Source organism: Nocardiopsis sp. JB363, from assembly GCF_900143625.1.
Classification (GTDB): Bacteria; Actinomycetota; Actinomycetes; order Streptosporangiales; family Streptosporangiaceae; genus Nocardiopsis.
In genome coordinates this window covers 40528-59395 of record NZ_FRFF01000150.1, presented here as the reverse complement: position 1 = coordinate 59395, position 18868 = coordinate 40528, and the positions used below count along the sequence as shown (strand labels likewise).

Annotated in this window: 17 protein-coding genes; 9 read left to right on the top strand and 8 right to left on the bottom strand. The window is 70.5% G+C overall.

Annotation, left to right across the window (positions count from 1 at the left end; genetic code table 11):
* Positions 1–132 precede the first annotated feature (132 nt).
* From BQ8420_RS24060 to BQ8420_RS24035, 6 genes are all read right to left on the bottom strand, one after another.
* Complete coding sequence (locus BQ8420_RS24060) at positions 133–741, bottom strand: DUF998 domain-containing protein (protein WP_087101440.1); 609 nt, start codon at positions 739–741, stop codon at positions 133–135.
* A gap of 83 nt (positions 742–824) precedes the next feature.
* Positions 825–1484: an SRPBCC family protein gene (locus tag BQ8420_RS24055; protein ID WP_087101439.1), complete on the bottom strand. Its 660-nt coding sequence runs from the start codon at positions 1482–1484 to the stop codon at positions 825–827.
* On the bottom strand, positions 1477–1824 hold the full coding sequence (locus BQ8420_RS24050) for a helix-turn-helix transcriptional regulator (protein ID WP_087101438.1): 348 nt from the start codon (positions 1822–1824) through the stop codon (positions 1477–1479). The genes BQ8420_RS24055 and BQ8420_RS24050 overlap by 8 nt, the downstream gene beginning before the upstream one ends.
* 39 nt (positions 1825–1863) lie before the next feature.
* Positions 1864–2826, bottom strand: coding sequence for an alpha/beta fold hydrolase (locus tag BQ8420_RS24045; protein ID WP_087101437.1), 963 nt, complete (start codon positions 2824–2826; stop codon positions 1864–1866).
* A gap of 67 nt (positions 2827–2893) precedes the next feature.
* The gene (locus tag BQ8420_RS24040) at positions 2894–3682 is read right to left on the bottom strand and encodes an ABC transporter permease (protein WP_087101436.1); all 789 of its coding nucleotides are present in this window, start codon (positions 3680–3682) and stop codon (positions 2894–2896) included.
* Positions 3679–4635 carry an ATP-binding cassette domain-containing protein gene (locus BQ8420_RS24035; protein ID WP_087101435.1) on the bottom strand — a complete coding sequence of 319 codons (957 nt, stop codon included), beginning with the start codon at positions 4633–4635 and terminating at the stop codon, positions 3679–3681. The genes BQ8420_RS24040 and BQ8420_RS24035 overlap by 4 nt, the downstream gene beginning before the upstream one ends.
* Before the next feature lie 125 nt (positions 4636–4760).
* Between BQ8420_RS24035 and BQ8420_RS24030 the strand changes: the two genes are divergently transcribed.
* Positions 4761–5828, top strand: coding sequence for a TetR/AcrR family transcriptional regulator (locus BQ8420_RS24030; RefSeq protein WP_087101434.1), 1068 nt, complete (start codon positions 4761–4763; stop codon positions 5826–5828).
* An 8-nt stretch (positions 5829–5836) separates the two neighbouring features.
* Here BQ8420_RS24030 and BQ8420_RS24025 read toward each other — a convergent pair whose 3' ends face one another.
* Together BQ8420_RS24025 and BQ8420_RS24020 are read right to left on the bottom strand one after the other, a co-directional pair.
* The gene (locus tag BQ8420_RS24025) at positions 5837–6238 is read right to left on the bottom strand and encodes a hypothetical protein (protein WP_087101433.1); all 402 of its coding nucleotides are present in this window, start codon (positions 6236–6238) and stop codon (positions 5837–5839) included.
* A 124-nt stretch (positions 6239–6362) separates the two neighbouring features.
* A complete protein-coding gene (locus tag BQ8420_RS24020) occupies positions 6363–7163 on the bottom strand; it encodes a cyclase family protein (protein ID WP_087101432.1) in 801 nt (266 codons plus the stop codon).
* A gap of 149 nt (positions 7164–7312) precedes the next feature.
* Here BQ8420_RS24020 and BQ8420_RS24015 point away from each other — a divergent pair, with 149 nt between their 5' ends.
* The 8 genes from BQ8420_RS24015 to BQ8420_RS23980 all read left to right on the top strand — a co-directional run bounded on the left by BQ8420_RS24015 (position 7313) and on the right by BQ8420_RS23980 (position 18827).
* Complete coding sequence (locus BQ8420_RS24015; protein ID WP_087101431.1) at positions 7313–8986, top strand: alpha-glucosidase; 1674 nt, start codon at positions 7313–7315, stop codon at positions 8984–8986.
* A gap of 106 nt (positions 8987–9092) precedes the next feature.
* Positions 9093–10244 (top strand): NAD(P)/FAD-dependent oxidoreductase, encoded by a 1152-nt coding sequence (locus BQ8420_RS24010; RefSeq protein WP_087101430.1) that lies wholly within the window; start codon positions 9093–9095, stop codon positions 10242–10244.
* 400 nt (positions 10245–10644) lie between these two features.
* Positions 10645–13872 carry an ABC transporter substrate-binding protein gene (locus tag BQ8420_RS24005; protein ID WP_143847526.1) on the top strand — a complete coding sequence of 1076 codons (3228 nt, stop codon included), beginning with the start codon at positions 10645–10647 and terminating at the stop codon, positions 13870–13872.
* 194 nt (positions 13873–14066) lie between these two features.
* Complete coding sequence (locus BQ8420_RS24000) at positions 14067–15095, top strand: iron-siderophore ABC transporter substrate-binding protein (protein ID WP_087101428.1); 1029 nt, start codon at positions 14067–14069, stop codon at positions 15093–15095.
* 14 nt (positions 15096–15109) lie between these two features.
* Positions 15110–16129, top strand: coding sequence for an iron ABC transporter permease (locus BQ8420_RS23995; protein ID WP_200816074.1), 1020 nt, complete (start codon positions 15110–15112; stop codon positions 16127–16129).
* Positions 16126–17217 (top strand): iron chelate uptake ABC transporter family permease subunit, encoded by a 1092-nt coding sequence (locus BQ8420_RS23990; RefSeq protein ID WP_087101426.1) that lies wholly within the window; start codon positions 16126–16128, stop codon positions 17215–17217. The genes BQ8420_RS23995 and BQ8420_RS23990 overlap by 4 nt, the downstream gene beginning before the upstream one ends.
* Positions 17214–18059: an ABC transporter ATP-binding protein gene (locus BQ8420_RS23985; protein ID WP_369825539.1), complete on the top strand. Its 846-nt coding sequence runs from the start codon at positions 17214–17216 to the stop codon at positions 18057–18059. Before BQ8420_RS23990 ends, BQ8420_RS23985 begins: the two co-directional genes overlap by 4 nt.
* A gap of 153 nt (positions 18060–18212) precedes the next feature.
* The gene (locus tag BQ8420_RS23980) at positions 18213–18827 is read left to right on the top strand and encodes a TetR/AcrR family transcriptional regulator (RefSeq protein ID WP_087101424.1); all 615 of its coding nucleotides are present in this window, start codon (positions 18213–18215) and stop codon (positions 18825–18827) included.
* Positions 18828–18868 lie beyond the last annotated feature (41 nt).

The following is an 18868-nucleotide window of genomic DNA, read 5'->3' as shown; positions in this document are numbered from 1 at the left end:
GAGTGGGGGAAGTGCCGGGGGTGGACGGCGCGGCCACCGTCACGCACCCGAATACGGCTGTGCATCCGAGGTTCGCGTGTTACCCGGGTCACGTCAAGGACGGCAAGGCGAAAAACGTGCGCGTACCCGTCCTCAGGGAGCGCCGAGCGCCCCGGCGGCCAGGAACGCGCCGAGCCAGCCCAACCCCACCACCAGCGGCAGGCGCTGGATCAGCCCCGTGTGCCGGGACTCCTCCTCCCACGCCTGCCCGAACCACAGCGTGCCCGCGCCGGCGACCAGCCCCACCGCGCCCGAACCCCACCGCCACAGCGGATCCTGCACGGTGAACGCCACGACCACCGCGGTCACGGGGAGCGCGAAGAACACGACCGCGCCCACCGTGTCGTGGAGACGGTGGGCGCGTGTGGTCTCCTCCGGTGTGCCCTCGGGAGCCCCCGGCGGATAGCCGCGCATCGGGTCCATCGGGAACACCCCGGACAGGACCAACCCGACACCCAGCACGGCGATCGCCACCGCCGGCAAGAGACCGCCCCACGCGCCCGGAACCGCGACCGAGGCCACGGCGACGAGTGCGCCGCAGACCACGAAGTTCCCGGTCTGCACCCACCCGCGCGGACCCAGGGCCAGGGAACTGACCGGATGCCGCATCGACTCGTACCCGGGCCGGGTGAGCCCATCGATCAGGAACACCAGGACGAACAGCCAGGCGCCGGCCGCACCGGCCCAGAGGAGTGTCGTCATCGGAGCTGCCTCCATATGCGGGGGACGGGGGAAACGGGGCGCACGTTCGGATCGTCACGCGCTCCGGCCGGCGCTCTATGTGCCTACTCCGCGCCGGGGCCCTCGCCGAGGAAGAACGCGGTGGTGCGGTCGCGGGCGGCCTCGGCCTGATCGCGCGGGGTGCCCGAGGCGATGCCCGCCTCGGCCCAGGCGGCGCTGCTGTCGGTGATGAACCGGCGGCCCTGATCGGTGGTCTCCCAACCGTCGGCCTCCACCGGGGCGTCGATGTCGGTGCTCAGGTGCGCGGCCAATCCGATGAACGCCAGGTCCCAGCCCACGCCGGTCGCGCCCGGTCCGAACCGTTCCCAGAACCCCTCGACCTTTTCGGCGTCGGCGGTGTGCTCCAAGGTGAGGCGCGCGCCCTCGCCGTCGGGGTCGATCCGCGCCGCGATCCAGCTGACGTCACCCCCGTACTCCCAGGTGGCGTCGAAGGACCTGGGTGGTTCACAGGTCCGGATGGTGCCGCTCGCGTTGCCCTCGATCCGATAGGTGCCGCCCGGTCGCAGGTCGCCCGTGACGGGAGCGAACCAACGGGGGAGGCGTTCGGTCGAGGTGCAGGCCTGCCACAGGTCCTCGACGGTCGTGTCGTAACGCTGGGAGATCACCGACACCAACGTTCGCCGGCCCTCCCCGTCGCGTGTCTCCAACCCGCGCGTGACCGCCCCGATCTGCGCGTCCACGTCCAGATCCTCGTGCTCACCCATCGTCTTCCCCCTCCAAGCGTCGTCGTCGCCTACCCCGGGCGATCTCGGTCTCCAGGGCGGCCAGTCGTGGCACCCAGAAACGTCGGAACGGGTCCAACCAGGCGTCCACCGGACGCAGGGCCTCGGTGTCGACCGCGTACAACCGCCGGGTTCCCTCGGTGCGCACGGTCGCCAACCCGCTCTCCCGCAATACCCGCAGGTGTTGGGAGACGGCGGGCTGGCTGATCCCGAACTCCTCGCGGACCACCGCGGTCAACTCACCCGAGCTGAGCTCCCCGTCGGCGAGCAGCTCCAGTAGACGGCGCCTGACCGGGTCCCCGAGTACGTCGAAGGCGTGCATACGCGCACAGTATCAATGATCGCTTATATAAGCTATCTCTTATATGGATCGGAGGAAGTCCAACAGGGCCGTGTTGACCTCCTCGGGCCGCTCCTGCTGGGTCCAGTGGCCGCAACCCGGCAGGGTGATGTCCTCGCGCAGCTTCGGCACGATGTGCGGCAGCATCTCCCGCAGCTCCGGAACCCCCTTCAGGGCGGTGACCATGTCCCTGTCACCCACCATGTACAGCGCCGGCACCTCGATCCGCAGCCCCTGGAACGCCGCCATCAGCCCCTGGTTGCGGTCGATGTTGCGGTACCAGTTCAGCGGCCCCGTGAAGGCGTCCGGCGCCGAGTAGTCCTCGGTGAAGACCGCCAGGTCCTCGGCGGTCAACCAGGCGGGCAGCTCGGGAGGTTCGGGCAGCGACTCCACGATGGTCGCCCCCTCGGGGACGATCCACGGCACGGGCTCGGGGGAGGGGCCGTCACCGGAGGCGGTGACCAGCAACCGGCGCAGCGTGGCGGCCGGGTCCGCGGCCAGTTCGGCGTCGGCACGGCCGGGCTCCTGGAAGTAGGCCTGGTAGTAACGGTCCCCGTAAATCGCGCGGGAGGACTCGATCGAGGGCATGCCCACCGGCGGGAGCGGCGGGACGCTCAACCCGACCACGCCGCGCACCAGGTCGGGGCGGAGCAGGGCGGTGGTCCACGCGACCGGCGCGCCCCAGTCGTGCCCCACGACCACGGCGCCCTCGGCGCCCAACGCGGTGATCAGCGCGGTGATGTCCCCGACCAGGTGCGGCAGGGAGTACTCGTCCACGCTCGCCGCCCGGTCACTGCGCGCGTAGCCGCGCTGGTCGGGCGCGACCACCCGGTAGCCGGCCTCGGCCAGCGGGGCGAACTGGTGCCGCCAGGAGTACCAGCTCTCCGGGAACCCGTGCAGCAGCAGGACCAGCGGGCCCTCACCCTGCTCGGCCACGTGCAACCGCAGCCCGTTCACCTCGACGTGGTGGTGCTTGAGGTCCATGCCGGTTCCTTTCGTGGGGTTCGGCCACTCTAGGCGTTGGGGCGATGCCGAGGGAGGGCGGACCGGATCAACGCTCCCGGTTGAACGCCCACACCGACAGCGGGGCGAACACCGCGACCAGCCCCGCCGACCAGGCCAGGGTCCAGGTGACGGCGTCCCCGACCGGCGTGCCCGTCAGCAGGGCGCGGGCGGCGTCCATGACGTGGGTGACCGGGTTGATCCCGGCCCAGCTCCGCAGCCAGTCGGGCAGGGTCTCCACCGGCGCCGCCATGCTGGTGCCCAGAAGCAGCGGCAGGATCGCGATGAAGGTGACCGCCATGACGGCGTTCTCGTCGCGCATGAGCACCCCGAGGAACACCATCACCCAGCTCAGCGCGAACCCGAAGCCGATGGCCAGGGCGGAGGCGGCGATCGCCGATCCCGCGTCGGTCTCCACCCGGAACCCCATGAGGAAACCGATCGCGAACAGGATCAGCACGGTGATCACGTACCGGACCAGGTCGGCCAGGACCGACCCGAGCAGCGGGGCGGATCGGCCGATGGGCAGGCTGCGGAAGCGGTCGTAGACGCCCTTCTTCATGTCGATGTTGATGGTGAGCCCGGAGGAGAGCATCCCGGCGATGCCCGCGCCCATCACCATCACGCCGGGGAACAGGTATTGCAGGTAGGCGTCGGTGGACCCGGCCACCGAACCGCCGAACAGGTACACGAACAGGACCAGGAAGATCGCCGGGGTGATCACCCCGTTGACCAGGCTCCCCGGGTTGCGCAGGGTCTTGGCGAGACTCCGCCGGGCCAGGACGAGGCCGTGCCGGGGCAGGGCGGCGGGTCGGTGGGTCGAAACGGTGGCGCTCACGCGGTCTCCTCGTGGGTCTTCCTGGAAGCGCCGGTCAGGGCGAAGAACACCTCGTCCAGGCTCGGCAGGTGCAGGGAGAACTCGGTGACGCGCACGTCCGCCTCGCGCAGGGCGCGGGCCAGTTCCCAGGCGGTGTCGTCGCCGTCGACCGGGACGGTCAGGGTGTGGCCGCCCGGGTGGTCGGGCGCGCGGCCGGTGACCCTCTCCATGGCCAGGGCGGCCGTCGGGACCAGTGCGGGGTCGGTGGGGCGCAGCGAGACGGCCTGGCCTCCGACCACGCGTTTGAGTTCGGCGGGGGTGCCGTCCGCGATCACCCGACCGTGGTCGATCACGGTGATGGCGTCGGCGAGCGCGTCGGCCTCCTCCAGGTACTGGGTGGTGAGCAGGACGGTGGTGCCCTCGGCGGTGAGTTCGCGGACCATGCGCCACAGCTCCTCGCGCTTGCCCGGGTCCAGACCGACGGAGGGTTCGTCGAGGAAGACCACGTGGGGGCGGCCCACGAGTGAGGCGGCCAGGTCCAGCCTGCGCTTCATCCCTCCGGAGTAGGTGGAGACCGGGCGTCGGGCGGCCTCGGTGAGTTCGAACCGTTCGAGGAGTTCGTGGGCGCGGTCGGTGGCCCCGGCCTTGCCCAGGTCCAAGAGTCGGCCGATGAGGACCAGGTTGGCCGGGCCGGTCAGTTCCTCGTCGAGCATGGAGCCCTGTCCGGTGAGCCCGATGAGGCGGCGCACCCGGGCCGCCTCACGGACGACGTCGTGTCCGCCGACGGTGGCGGTGCCCTCGTCGGGGCGGGCAAGGGTGGCCAGGATTCGGATGGCGGTGGTCTTACCGGCCCCGTTGGGGCCGAGGACACCGAGGACGGAGCCGGGTCGGGCGGACAGGTCCACCCCGGCCAGCGCGGTCGTCTTCCCGAACCGTTTCACCAGACCCCGGGCCGCGAAGGCGTACTCGGTCATGGTGGTTCACCCGCTTTCGCAGTAGCGCTCGATTTCAAATGATTATGTCATCTGAATGATGACAGTATCTGAGTGGTCGCGGTATCTCAACGTAGGATGGGAGGAACGCCGGGGCGAGGAGGACGATGGTTCGGCTCAACAGGGCCCAACAGCAGGAACGCAACCGGGCGAGGGTGCTCGCCGCGGCACGAGAGGAGTTCTCCGAACACGGCTTCCGTGGCACCGGCATCGACCGCATCGCCGCGCGCGCCGAACTCACCCGAGGGGCCGTCTACTCCAACTTCCCGGGCAAACGCGCCCTGTACTTCGCGGCGCTGGCCCAGTCCGCCGAACAGGCCCCGCCGGGGAAGGTCGACGCCACCACCGCCGAACGAGCCCTGGGCGACTTCGCGCGCTCCTGGGTGTCCCACCTGCCCATCGGCGGCGACGAACGTGTGGGCGCCGACCTCATGGCCGAGATCACCGCCGACGCCCGGGTGAGCGCGGTCTTCGCCCGACTCACCATGCTGGAGTCGGTCCTGCTCGGCGCCGCCCTGGAGCACCTGGACCCGGGCGGCCGACGCGTCCAGGTGGCGCGGAGCGTGCTCACCACCCTGCATGGTGCCGGGCAACTGGCCGCCGCGGCCCCCGGCTTCACCGACCCCTTCACGGTCATCCGCGCCTGCGAACACCTGGCCGGGCTCGACCTGGAGGACACCTGGCCGCTACCGCACATCGCCCACGTCCCGCCCGCCCGGGCCACCGACGAACCCTGGCGGGCCCCCACGGGGTTCGACCTGCTGACCCGCGAGCCGGTGACGGTGGACACCGGGGTCGTGGTGGTGCTCGGCCCGCACCGGTTGGAAGCGGTGGAGGAAGCCCTGCGCGTCGCCCCCGAGGGCGTGCCGATCACCCTGGTCCCGGTCACCGACGACCCGGGTGAACTCCTGCCGCTGGTCCGGCTGGTCGTCGCCGAACTACGAGGTCACCTGTCCCGGTCCTTCCCCCTCCACGCCTGGACCCGGACGCGGATCGTGCTCGAACCGACGGTCGCCGCCGCGGCCGGTGTGGTCGACCCCGTCGAAGACACCGAGTCCGCGCTATTGGTCGAGGCCGGCCGGATCGTCGCCCGGGCCGAGGACCGGGGCGCGGGCCACGCGGTGGCCGCCTTCGCCGTCGACACCGTGCGGACGGGCGGCGCGGCCGAAGGCTGAACGAACGCTCATTCCGGGCGGTCGCCGTTCCGTGCGGCCTCCGCCCGGACCGCGTCCTCCGGGGACGTCCTCGCGATGAGCCAGGAGGACGCCTCCGCTCGCGGAATCCCGGCGTCCCACCACGCGCACAGCAGTTGCTCGGCGTCGGTCCCCGCCTCGGCGAGCCGCGCGGCCTCCTCCGGGAACAGGCCCAGACAGCGGTACAGCACCGCCTGGGAGGCCTCCACCCCGGCGCGGGCCCAGGGCGCCGCCCGCGCTCCTCGCCGGCCCGCGTCGATCCACCGTCGGGCCTCGCCCACCGTGAACCCGAGGCCGGTCCAAGAACCCGGGTTCTCGTGCGGATCGTGGTCGTCGAAGGCGACGTTCGTCGTGTTCTCTCCCAGCGTTCGGGGCCGGTGCCCGCCCCTCATGAGTCAATTTAGGTTGACAACACGAAGAAGCCAATCGAGGTTGACTCGAAGGCGGGGTGCACGGCTTCGAACCGCTCAAGGGCACGCGAGTGGGAACGCCGGGTGACGAAACGTTCCTACCGGGTCACCACAGGGCGAGGACCCGGCTGGGCCCGCCCGAGGCGTCCAGGCCCGGCAGCACGCCCACCGTGAGCAGCGCGCCCACGGGCGGCAGCCGATCCAACCCGGTCAAGGCCTCCAGCCCCCACCGGTCGGCGCGGCCGATCACCTCGTGGGCGGCGAAGTCGGTGGAGTTCCCCGGGTCGCTGCTCAACGTGTCCACCCCGAAACCGGCCACCGAGCGGCGCTCCACCAGGAACTCGCAGGCCTGCGGTGAGAACCCGGGGAAGTGCCACGTGCCATCCGACGCCAGGCCCCGCACCGCCGCGTCGCCCTCGGCCCACTTGGTGCTCCACCCCGAGCACATCAACACCGCCGTGCCCTCGGGGATCCGACCGTGCTCGCGTTCGAACCCGAGTACGTCGTCCACATCCACCGTGGTGTCGGGGTCCTCCGCCGCGCGCTCCCGGATGTCCAGCACCACCGCCGGAACGACCAGCTCCTCCGGTGTGATGTCGGGGACCAGCCGACCGCCGCCGATCACGTGTCCGGGCGCGTCCAGATGGGTTCCCGTGTGCTCGGTCAAGGTCCACCGCTGCATGTAGAACCCGAACTCCCCCTCCGGCGTGGGCGGGCCCAGTGACTCACGGACCGGCTTCTCCTCGTCCCAGGACGGCATGCCGGGGGAGATGGTGTGGCTGAGGTCCACCACCCGTCCGAAACCGTCGGGCCACGAACGCGCGCCCGAAGGTGGCGCGGAGGCGGCGCCGGGCGCGGCCCCTTCCGTACGCGAACGAACGGTCTCACCGGTTCCGTGCAAACACATGGGTCCCCCAGTCCTGGTTCTGTGACCCTCGAAGTATCCCCGGAACGCCACCCGCTTCAACCGGATTCTCATTCCGGGCGGCCGTTCCCCTCCCGTTCGGGCGGTCGGACCGATTGAATGGTCGCAACGTCCAGTGGGGGAGGAAGTCCATGCCCGAGGCCGGTTCCGAGTGGTGGAAGTCCAGCGTCGTCTACCAGATCTACCCGAGCAGCTTCAACGACAGCAACGGTGACGGGATCGGGGACCTGCCCGGGATCATCGACAGACTCGACTACCTCCAGCAATTGGGGGTGGACGTGGTGTGGCTGTCGCCGGTCTATCCCTCTCCGTGGGACGACAACGGGTACGACATCAGCGACTACACCGACATCGACCCCCGGTTCGGCACCCTCCAGGACTGGGACCGGCTCCGCGAGGGGTTGCACGAACGCGGCATGCGCCTGGTGATGGACCTGGTGATCAACCACACCAGCGACCGGCACCCCTGGTTCACCGCGTCCCGTGCGGGCGATCCCGGCAAGGACGACTTCTACTTCTGGCGTTCCGGACGTGAGGGCGGACCGCCCAACAACTGGGGTTCGGTGTTCTCCGGACCGGCCTGGACGCGTGACGACGAACGCGACGAGTACTACCTGCACCTGTTCAGTCCCTCCCAGCCCGACCTGAACTGGGAGAACCCGAAGGTGCGGTCGGCCGTGCACGAGGTCGCCCGGTGGTGGTTGGACCGGGGCGCCGACGGTTTCCGCATGGACGTCATCAACTTCGTGTCCAAGAACCCGAAGTTGCCCGACGGGCCGGTGATCGGCGACCACGGGATCTTCGCCGACCACGCCATCAACGGCCCCCGTCTGCACGAGTTCCTGCACGAGATGCACCGAGAGGTCTTCGACGGCCGCGATGTACTCACCGTCGGCGAGATGCCCGGGGTGAGCGTGGACCGGGCCCGGGTCCACACCAACCCCGTCAACCGCGAACTGAGCATGGTGTTCCAGTTCGAACACGTGGACCTCGACCACGGTCCCGGCGGCAAGTTCGATCCGCTCCCGTTGGACCTGGTCGCGTTCAAGGCCTCGTTGAGCCGCTGGCAGACCGGCTTGGGCGACGTGGGTTGGAACAGCCTGTACTTCAACAACCACGACCAGCCGCGGGCGGTCTCGCGCTACGGCGACGACGGGCGCTACCGGGTGGAATCGGCCAAGGCCCTGGCCACCACCCTGCACATGATGCAGGGCACCCCGTACGTCTACCAGGGCGAGGAACTGGGCATGACCAACGCCCACTTCGCCGACATCACCGACCACCGGGACGTGGAGACCCTCAACCACCACCGCACCATGGTGGCGACCGGGCGGGTCGACCCCGAGGCGGCGATGGCCGGTATCGCCCGGATGAGCAGGGACAACGCGCGCACCCCCATGCAGTGGGACGCCTCGGCCGGGGCCGGTTTCACCACCGGCACCCCCTGGATCGGGGTCAACGACAACCACACCGAGATCAACGCCGAGGCGGCCGTCGCCGACCCGGACTCGGTCTTCCACCACTATCGGCGCCTGATCGAGCTGCGCAAGGAACACCCGATCATCGTGCACGGCCGCTACACGCCGCTGTTGGAGGACGACCCCCGGGTGTTCGCCTACACCCGCACCCTCGACGGTCGGACCCTGTTGGTCCTGGCCAACTGGAGCGGGGAGGAAGCGCCGGTGGAGCTGCCGCAGGAGAGGGCGGGCACCGGCACGCGGATGCTCATCGGCAACTACCCCGAACCCGAACGGGTGCTCGCCCCGCTGCGTCCCTGGGAGGCGCGGGTCCACCTCCTGGACTGATAGCGGACCCTCGGGCCGATCACCGGATCGTGATCGGCCCGTTCGTCGCCCACGGCCCGTCCGTCAGTACGGTGTCGTAGACCAAGCGAGCGGGTTGGGAGCTTTCATGAGGGTTGTCATCGTCGGAGCCGGTGTGGGTGGGCTCGCCCTGGCCCGGGGTCTGTTCGACCAGGGGCACGAGGTCCAGGTGCACGAACGCGGAACCGGGCCGCGCACCGGAGGAGCCGGGCTGGGCCTGTACGCCAACGGTGTGGCCGCCCTGGCCGCGCTCGGGGTGGACGTGTCCGGGATCGGCCGTCGCCTGGACGGTCTGGAGAACCGTGACCCCTCGGGCCGGGTGCGCTACACCCTCGACGTCGACGCGGCCCGCGAACGCTACGGCTTCGAGGCGCGCACCGTGCCCAGGCGGGACCTGCTGGCGCTGCTCGCCGCCGACCTGCCCGAGGGCACCATTCGCTACGGGCGGATCTGCACCCGGGTGCGGGTCAACCCGGACGGTTCGGTGAGCGCGCTCTTCGGGGACGGCACCGACGCCACCGGCGACGTGGTGGTGGGCGCCGACGGGGTGCGGTCGGCCGCGCGACGTGACCTGTGGGACGGCGACCCGGCCCGCCCCACCGGATGGGCCAGTTGGCAGGCGCTGACCGAGGTGCCCGTGGAGGCCGCCGCCGGCACGGTCGCCGCGGTGGTCCAGGGCCGCCAAGGCATGTGCGGGATCATGCCGGCCGGGGACGGGCTGGTGCAGTGGTGGTTCGACGTGCGCTGGCGTTCCGACATCCCGAGCCCGGAATCTCCGACGAGCGTGCTGCGCAAGCTCTTCGGTGAGTGGAAGGACCCCTGGGTGCGCGCGGTCTTGGACCACGCCGCCGACGACGCCCCCGAGCTGTTCGAGCACGTCCGACACCGTGTGCCGAAGGTCTGGGGCGAGGGTGGGGCGACCCTGTTGGGCGACGCGGCGCACACCTTCCCTCCCTCCACCGCGCAGGGTGCCAACCAGGCACTGGAGGACGCCTGGGCGCTCACCCGGGTACTGGGGGAGGAGGGGGCCGAACGCGACCCCGCCCAGGCGCTGCGCCGGTACGAACGGGTCCGTCGTGGCCCGGTCTCCCTGGCCTCGTTGGCCTCCGGCGCGGAGGCCGTCATGCGCTTCTCCCCACCGCGTTTCCTGGGCCGCGAACGGCTCGGCGCCATGGCCACCCGCCAGTTCATCGCCTACCTGGGCGGGGTGAGCAACGTGCTGACCGACCGCACCCCCTGACCCGCGTTCCAGCCCGGGGTGCCCGCGAATCCGAACGGGCACCCTTTTATGAGTGGGCCGAGTCCATTAGGGTTTTGTGGGTGGCATGAAGAAGTGAATGTCGGTGTGAGGCGGCCTGGAGTAGTCCTGGTTCTGGCTGTTCGTGGTGTTCTTTCCGTGCTGCGTGGACGGAAATCCCCCCTGCGAATTCGAGAGCGGACATGGCATGGCTCATATTTTTCTGCCCGGCCCGATGATCACACGTCCAAGTGTTCGGGAGGCCCTGCGAGCACAGCTTCGTCCGCTCTCGAAGAACTCTCCGCGCGACGCCAGGAAAATCGTTCTCCTGCATGGTGAACGGGGCTCCGGTCGAAGCTCGGTCCTCAATTCACTGCGCGCCGAACTCGATGGTGAAACGGCCGTGGCCTGGCTCGACGCAGCGGATCCGCAGTACCGTGGAGTTGCCGCCAAGTTGACGGTTCTGGCCGAACAACTCGCCGGCCGCGCCAAAGGTCGCAAGAGGTTGTCCTTTCCCCGACTGCTGGTGGGGCTCGCCGCGCTCCGAGCGGGAGAGGACGCGCGTTCCGAATCCGGGATCCTCGGTGGTGAGCAGATAGAGAAGGCGTTGGCCAGGATGCGTCGGGTGTCCGGCTCCGGGCGGGTGGTGGCGGAGACCATCGGTGGCGTCGAGCTACGAGTGGACCTGGGCGTGGTGGCCATGGAGGGCGTCAAACTGCCCATCGTGTCGATCGGTGGCATGGTCAAGCGTGCGGCCCTGCGTCCCTTCGTGGAGTGGTACGCCGAGTCCGCGGGCTCGGAGAAGGGCAACGGGACCGGGGTCCTCGCCGAACTGGTCCGCGACGATCGGGACTCCTCCGGGCGGGACATGGACGTCGCGCTGTGCGAGGCGTTCCTGGCCGACCTGCACCACTCCCGCCGTGGCCGGGAACGCCATCCGGCCCCGGTGGTACTACTGGACAACGCCGACGCCGTCGACCCGGACGAACCGGCCGAGGCGGGAACTTCCCCGCGCACGGCGGGCAGGTCCTTCCTGCGGCTGTTGAGGGACTCCCGCCCCATCCGGTCCGAGGACGACGACACCGGTGGATTCGTCCTTCCCGTGGCGGTGGTCGCCACCGCCCGAAGGTCCCGTCCGGACCACTTCCTTCTGGAGCAGTCGAGGCTGCCGTCCTTCAGCGTGGACGACTGCGGCAAGCTCATGTCGTGGCGTGACCACAGGCCGGAGGTGGTCGACTCCGAGACCGCCCGCCTGGTCCACGAGTTCTCCGGGGGCAACCCCTCGGTGGCCGCCGAGGTGGTGCGCGTGAGCGCCGAGCACCCGGAGGACGGGGGTGTCCTGGACCGGGTGCTGGGACGGAACGACCTCGAATCGACCCTGCTGGACCGGTTGCTCGACTGGTCCGGGGCGCCCGAGAGCGACCGTGCCGCGTTGGAGGTCTGTGCCCTGTCCCGTGACCTGGAGTGCGCGGAACGGCTCGCCAGGGAGGAGGGGCGTCGCCTGAACCGGGTCGCCCCCCTGTTCTTCGGCGACGACGCCCCCGACTGGACGACCCCCTTACGTCACCTCCTGGTGCGGCGCTTCGCCCGTGACGACACCGGTGGGGAACGCTGGGTGCGCTACCACGAGGCCCTGGCCGGGTACTGTGAGCGCTCCGGTGACCCCACCGGGGCCCTCTACCACCGGTTGGCGTTGGGAGGCCTGGGAACGGTCGCGGACGAACTCCTCAGCGCCCTGACCGACAAGGGGGCCACGGATTCGTGGGAGGTCATGCTCGACGAGGTCACCCGTGCTCCGTGTCCGCACGTCGAGCACTGGGGTGAGGCCCCCGACGAACGCTTCGTTCGGCTGGAACGGGAGTCCGTCGGGGCCGGAATGGAACCCCACCGTGGTGAGGCCCGGCGTCTGGTCGCCGCGCTGTGGTCCCTGGCCGACCCCTTCGGCGGACCCGAGCGGGTGGACGCCCAGGACCAGGCCGCCTATGCCCTGATCGGGCTGCGCGGCCGGGTCACGAACACGGGTGTGCTCTCCAAACGGGAGGCCCGACACCGTGGGATCGCCGAAGAACTTCGTCGACGGGACATCACCTACCGCAGGTCCGCGCAGGACGACCCCCTCGTGCCGCCGAGACCGCGAAGCCGCGGACTCCTGGTCGGCTCAGTGGTCGTCTCCCTGGTGGTGTCTTTGGGCGCGGGAGGCGCGGTGGCCTTCGGACCGCACCTGGCCTGCGGGGGTCCGCTCTCCGGCCTGGTCCTCGTGGAGGGCGAGTGCGTCGGGGTCAACGATGGATCACACGTGTTCGACCCGGCCTTCACCGAGGTTCAAGGGCTGATCGAGCGGGAGAACACCCGGGTGGCCGGAGTCTCGGAGGAGGACGGTACCCCCGTGGCCCGGATCGCCCTGATGACGACGCTCACCCCCGACGGCCGCAGCCCCTTGGACACCGATCGGGTCCGGGCCGCCATGGAAGGGGCGCACGTGGCCCAGGTCCGGGCCAACCAGGACCAGACCTTCCACGGCGACCGCCCTTTGATCCAGCTGTACCTGGCCAACGAGGGTAGCCGTCAGCAGCACTGGCGATACGCCGTCGACCGGCTGGTGTCGGTGTCCGAGGACGACGTCCCGCTGCTGGCGGTGGCGGGTCCCGGTCTGAGCAGCAACAGCGCCGAGCGGGCCGCCCTGGAGCTGTCCGGTCACCGGATCCCCATGGTCAGTGGCATCGTCACCGCCGACGGTCTGGACGCCTCCACCGCCCCGGGTCTGATGCGCGCTTCGCCGACCAACTCCGAGTACGTCGCCTCACTGGTGGACTACGTCGAGTCCGAGCACCCCACCGCCGCGGGGATCCTGCTCTACGACAACACCGAGGACGACACCTACACCGCGACGTTGCGCGAGGCCTACGCCGAGCAGTTCGCGGACCACCTGCCCCGCAACGAGCTGGAGTTCACCGGGAGGGCCATGGGACAGACCGCTCCCACGGCCTTCGCCAGCGCGGTCAACCACATCTGCTCCCAACACCAAGGCCTGGACCTGGTGTTCTTCGCCGGGCGCGAGGACGATCTGGACGTGTTCGTCAATGCCCTGGCGGGGGAGAGGTGCATTCCGCAGAACCCGCTGACCATCGTGTACGCCGCGACCGGAATCACCGGTGACGCCGAGCTCCACCGGGACCTCGACGACGGCAACCTCGACCTGGCCATGGCCTCCTCCACACACCCGGGATGGGGCAGGGGCGACGTGGCACCCCCTGCCGGGTTCGACGGATTCCACGAGGTGTTCGTCGAACGGATCGACGCCGACCCCGCGAGGCTCGACGATGGGTACGCGATCATGCACCATGACGCCGTGGCGGTGACCGTGCACGCGGTGCGTCTGGCGTTGGAGGAGGTCGGGGGCGAAGGGTTGCCCACTCCGGAGGAGGTCCGGAACCAGCTCTACTACCTGCACGGTGCGATGGCGGTCTCCGGGGCGGGAGGGGACCTGGAGTACGTGGCCGGCAGGGAGGGCAACCCCGTGGGCAAGCCGGTACCGGTCGTCCTGTTGGGCCATAGCCATGGTGGGGTCGTGGAGGAGGCCGGGAGCCCTCCGGGTGAGCCCTACCTCACCGGGGAACCGGAGGTCCCCTGAGCTTCGAAGCGGGTCCGGGCAAGGGTTCGGATTTTTTGGAATCGGGCCAAGTGAGGTTAGACTAACCTTGGTTGTGGTCGGGTTTGTCCTGATCCGCCCGGCTTTCGTGCTGCCCGGACTCGGGTGTTCCCCTGTACGAAAACGGCCCGCCGAGTACGACGAGGCCGCATCCCGTGACGAAGAAAGCAGTGAGCATGAACCCCACTCTGCGCCGTTTCGGCGGTCTCGGACTCACCACGGCCCTGGCCTTGGGCCTGGTCGCCTGCGGTACCGACGATAGCGGAGGTGACGGCGACGCGGCCTCCGCCGACGGCACCTTCCCGGTCGAGATGGAGAGCGCGCTCGGGACCGCCGAGATCCCCGAGCAGCCCGAGCGCGTCGTCACCCTCGGCCAGGGCTCCGCCGAGACCTCCATCGCCCTGGGCGTGGTCCCGGTGGGTATCGAGAGCTACGAGTGGGGCGCCGACGACACCGGCTACCTGCCCTGGATCCACGAGGCCGTCACCGAGTCCGGCGAGGAACTCCCCGAACAGTTCACGGGCGCCGCCGACATCGACTTCGAGGCGATCATCGAACTCGCCCCCGACGTCATCCTCGCCCCCTGGTCCGGCATCACCCAGGAGGACTTCGACCTCCTCAACGACATCGCCCCCACGGTCGCCTACCCCGACCTGCCGTGGAGCACCGACTGGGACCAGCAGATCGAGATCATCGGCGAGGCGCTCGGAAAGCCGGAGGAGGCCGCCGGTCTGGTCACCGAGATCGAGGACACCTTCGAGCAGGCCGCCGCGGACCACCCCGAGTTCGCCGACCTGTCCTTCTCCTACGTCTACACCGACGGCCCCGGCACCCTCGGCGTCTTCCTGCCCGACGAACAGCGCGTGGCCATGGTCCGCGGCTTGGGCCTGGAGGTCGACCCCATCGTCGAGACCTTCCCCGAGACCGAGGGCACCGACTCCGCCCTCATCGGCCTGGAGAACGCCGACCAGCTCTCCGACAGCGACCTGATCTTCACCTTCTACAGTGACGCCGAGTCGCGCGCCGAGATCGAGGAGCAGGAGCTGTACGCGGCCATCCCCGCCATCGAGAACGACGCGGTGGTCGCCAGCGAGGACAACTCCTTCGTCACCGCCTCCTCCCTGATCAACCCGCTCACCGTCCCGTGGACCATCGACCGGTACGTGCCCCTCATCGAAGAGGCCACCGCCGGGCTCGACGACTGAACCATCGGGTGAACGTGAAGACACGCACGACGGCACCGCCCACGGCCCGGCCCGTCCGCACCGCGCTCCTGTTGGGCGCGGGCGTGGCGGCCCTGGCAGGGGCGATGCTGCTCAGCCTCGTCGCGGGCAGCAAGCCCACACCTCCACCGGAGGTGCTGCGGGTGTTCACCGGCGGCGCCGACCCCTACACCGTCACCGTGGTGGAGAGCCGGATCCCCCGAACGATCGTCGGTGTGCTGGCCGGGGCCTCCCTGGCGTTGGCCGGCACGCTCATGCAGGGCGTCACCCGCAACCCGCTGGCCGACCCGGGCCTGCTGGGCGTGAACGCGGGGGCCGCGGCGGCCGTGGTCACCGCCACCGCCCTGCTCGGACCCACCTCGGTGACCGGAACGGTCTGGTGGGCGCTGCCCGGCGCCCTGCTGGCCGGGCTGGCCGCCTACGCCGTGGGCACCCGCGGCGGCGACGGGGGCATGGTGCGTCTGCTGTTGGCCGGCGCGGTCGTCTCGGCCGTCCTCACCGCCTACGTGCAGGCGGTGTCGCTCAGCATGCCCGACGTCTTCGACAGCTACCGCTACTGGGTGGTGGGCTCCCTGGCCGGGCGCGGCATGGACGTGGTCCTCGCGGTTCTGCCGGTCGTGGGCCTGGGTCTGGTCATCGCCCTGTTCGTCATGGGCGGGCTCAACGCCCTGGCCCTGGGCGACGAGGCGGCCGTGGCCACCGGGGCCAACGTCACCGCGACCCGGGCCGGCGGGCTGGTCGCCGGGGTCCTGCTGGCCGCCGGAGCGACCGCCGCGGCAGGCCCCATCGCCTTCGTCGGCCTGGCCGTGCCGCACATGGTGCGTTCCCTGGTGGGTGTGGACTTCCGCCTCCAGGTGCCCTTCGCGGTGCTGGTCGGTCCCGTCCTGCTGTTGGTGGCCGACGTGGTGGGTCGCACGGTGGTGCGGCCCATGGAACTGATGGTCGGTGTCGTCACCGCGTTCGTGGGCGCCCCGGTGTTGTTGTACGTACTGCGCAGGACGAAGGGGGCCTCATGAGCCGCACGCTCTCCGAGCCCGCCCCGCACGAGACCGCTCCGGCGGAACCTCCCAAACCCACCCGAAGGGTGCTGCGGATCGGGCGCCTGGTCGCCATCCCCCTCCACCCTCGTTCCATCGTCATCGGCCTGGTGCTGCTGGTGGTGCTGCTCGCGGCGGCCGCCGCCACCGTCAGCCTGGGACGCCTGGGCATCCCCCTCGCCCGGATCCCCGCCGCGCTCGGTGGGGAGGGCGAGGCCACCCACCTGTTCGCCCTCGAACGTCTGCGCGGCCCCCGCTTGGTCGTGGCCGCCGGTACCGGTGTGGCCCTGGGACTGGCCGGCGCGCTGTTCCAGTCGGTCACCCGAAACCCCCTGGGCAGCCCCGACGTGATCGGGCTCGCGGCCGGGGCGGGAGCCGGCGCGTCCGTGGCCGCCCTCATGCTGCCCGGTATTGTCCCCGTCCCCTTGGGCGCGCTCGCCGGAGCCTCCCTGTCCATCGTGATCGTGTACCTGGTGACCGGAACGGGGCTGCGTGACCCCGGCCGACTCATCATCGCCGGGATCGGCGTGGCCGCCATGGCCACCGCCTTCACCCACTTCGTGGTGTCGGTGATGGCCCGGGACGAGGCCGGGGTGCTGGCCTCCTACGTCAACGGAAGCCTGACCGCCCGATCCTGGGACCACGCCGCCACCATCTGGGTGGCGGTGGCCCTGGCGGTTCCGTTCGTGCTGGCGTTGGCCGGCCCCATCACCGTCAACGAGATGGGCGACGAACTCGCCGACTCGCTGGGCGCGAGCGCCACCACCACGCGCACCGGAGCGGTCGTGCTGTCGGTGGTGCTGTCGGCGGCCGCGGTGAGCGTCGCCGGACCCATCGCCTTCATCTCCCTGACCGCGCCCCAGATCGCCCGCCGGCTCAGCGCCGCGCCCGGCCCCAACCTGCTGCTGTCCGCGGTGGTGGGTGCCCTGCTCCTGGTCTGCGCCGACCTGGTCGTGCAGCGGTCACCGGTCGGCGACGGATTGCCGGTCGGCGTGTTCACCATGGCCCTGGGCGGCGTGTACCTGGGCTACCTGCTCATCCGCGAATGGCGAAAGGGAACCCTGTGAACGGCGAAACCACCCCGGTGCTGTCCGCTCGGAGCCTCACCCTCGGCTACGGGGGCGACCCCGTCGTGTCCGACCTGGACCTCCGGGTCGAGGAGGGCGAGTTCGTGGTGATCGTGGGCCCCAACGGGTGCGGGAAGTCCACCCTGCTCAAGGCGCTGGGCCGGGTGAACAAGCCGGTCCGGGGCAAGGTCATGTTGCACGGGGACGACGTGCGCTCCCAACGCGCCAAGGCGGTCGCCCGCAGACTGGCGCTGCTGCCACAGAGCCCGCTGGCGCCCGAGGGCATCACGGTGCGGGCGCTGGCCGCCCGTGGGCGCTTTCCCCACCACACGCTGCTGCGCCAGTGGAGTCCGGAGGACGAGGTCGCCATCGCCGACGCCCTGGAACTCACCGGCCTGTCCGACCTGGCCGACACCCAGGTGGGATCGCTGTCGGGCGGACAGCGTCAACGCGCCTGGGTGTCGATGGTGCTGGCCCAGGACAGCCCTACGCTGTTGTTGGACGAACCCACCACGTTCCTGGACATCGCCCACCAGTACGACCTGTTGGAGCTGTTCGCCGAACTGCACCGGCAGGGCCGCACCATCGTGGCGGTCCTGCACGACCTGGCGCAGGCGGCACGGTTCGCCACCCGCCTGGTGATGATGCGCGACGGGGAGATCGTGGCCGACGGACCGCCCGCGGACGTGGTCACCGCCGACCGTGTGCGCGCCGTGTTCGGGTTGGACTGTGACGTGATGCCCGACCCGCGCACCCGGACCCCGTTGGTCATCCCGCACGAGCGGGCGGTGCCGGACGGGCCGCGCGAACCCGAGGGATCCGACCCCGCCCGAGTGGGTTAGTCGCCGTCTCGTCGACCACGGGGGTCATCCGTTCGGGTGCCGAAGGTTCCGACGACCTCCGGGTGTGCGCGAGGGGTACCATCCGGTCGGTATGCTGTCTCGGATCAACAGTCGACTCGCCACCGGGGACGGGGGCATGAGGTGGTACGGGACATGCGCGGTGCACAGCGGACGGTCGATGGGGACACCCCGCGAGGAACGGTGCCCGAGCGCCTGCTGAGCGCCGCCACCCGGCTCTTCGCCGAACGCGGCTTCGAAGGCACCTCGGTGCAGGAGGTCGTGGCCGCCGCGGGTGTCACCAAGGGCGCCATGTACCACTACTTCGGTTCCAAGGACGACCTGCTCTTCGAGGTCTACGCCCGGGTGCTGCGCATGCAGACCGAACACCTGATGGCGATCTCCTCCCGGGACGCGCCGGTCGCCGAACGGGTGCACGCCGCCGCGGCCGACGTCATCGTCACCACCGTCGCCAACCTCGACGACAGCACCATCTTCTTCCGCTCCATGCACCAGCTCGCCCCGGAGAAGCAGCGCAGCGTACGCGCCGAACGCCGTAAGTACCACGAGCTGTTCCGGTCCATGATCGAACAGGGCCAGAGCGAGGGCGTCTTCCGCGCCGACGTCCCCGCCGACCTGGTCATCGACTACTACTTCGGTTCCGTGCACCACCTGAGCACGTGGTACCGGCACGACGGCGCCCTGACCGGCAGCGACGTCGGCGAGCACTTCGCCGATCTGCTCCTGGCCGGTCTGCGCCCCCAGGGCTGACCCCCGCACAAGCGACAAGGGCCGGGAACCCGAGGGCGGAT

What these genes read in the sequence shown, in the direction of transcription:
- BQ8420_RS24030 (WP_087101434.1), top strand. Translation starts at nt 4,761, where the DNA reads ATGGTTCGGCTCAACAGGGCCCAACAGCAGGAACGCAACCGGGCGAGG.
- BQ8420_RS24020 (WP_087101432.1), bottom strand. Translation starts at nt 7,163, where the DNA reads ATGTGTTTGCACGGAACCGGTGAGACCGTTCGTTCGCGTACGGAAGGG.
- BQ8420_RS24010 (WP_087101430.1), top strand. Translation starts at nt 9,093, where the DNA reads ATGAGGGTTGTCATCGTCGGAGCCGGTGTGGGTGGGCTCGCCCTGGCC.
- BQ8420_RS24035 (WP_087101435.1), bottom strand. Translation starts at nt 4,635, where the DNA reads ATGACCGAGTACGCCTTCGCGGCCCGGGGTCTGGTGAAACGGTTCGGG.
- BQ8420_RS24045 (WP_087101437.1), bottom strand. Translation starts at nt 2,826, where the DNA reads ATGGACCTCAAGCACCACCACGTCGAGGTGAACGGGCTGCGGTTGCAC.
- BQ8420_RS24025 (WP_087101433.1), bottom strand. Translation starts at nt 6,238, where the DNA reads ATGAGGGGCGGGCACCGGCCCCGAACGCTGGGAGAGAACACGACGAAC.
- BQ8420_RS24055 (WP_087101439.1), bottom strand. Translation starts at nt 1,484, where the DNA reads ATGGGTGAGCACGAGGATCTGGACGTGGACGCGCAGATCGGGGCGGTC.
- BQ8420_RS24000 (WP_087101428.1), top strand. Translation starts at nt 14,067, where the DNA reads ATGAACCCCACTCTGCGCCGTTTCGGCGGTCTCGGACTCACCACGGCC.
- BQ8420_RS24050 (WP_087101438.1), bottom strand. Translation starts at nt 1,824, where the DNA reads ATGCACGCCTTCGACGTACTCGGGGACCCGGTCAGGCGCCGTCTACTG.
- BQ8420_RS23980 (WP_087101424.1), top strand. Translation starts at nt 18,213, where the DNA reads ATGCGCGGTGCACAGCGGACGGTCGATGGGGACACCCCGCGAGGAACG.
- BQ8420_RS23990 (WP_087101426.1), top strand. Translation starts at nt 16,126, where the DNA reads ATGAGCCGCACGCTCTCCGAGCCCGCCCCGCACGAGACCGCTCCGGCG.
- BQ8420_RS24015 (WP_087101431.1), top strand. Translation starts at nt 7,313, where the DNA reads ATGCCCGAGGCCGGTTCCGAGTGGTGGAAGTCCAGCGTCGTCTACCAG.
- BQ8420_RS24060 (WP_087101440.1), bottom strand. Translation starts at nt 741, where the DNA reads ATGACGACACTCCTCTGGGCCGGTGCGGCCGGCGCCTGGCTGTTCGTC.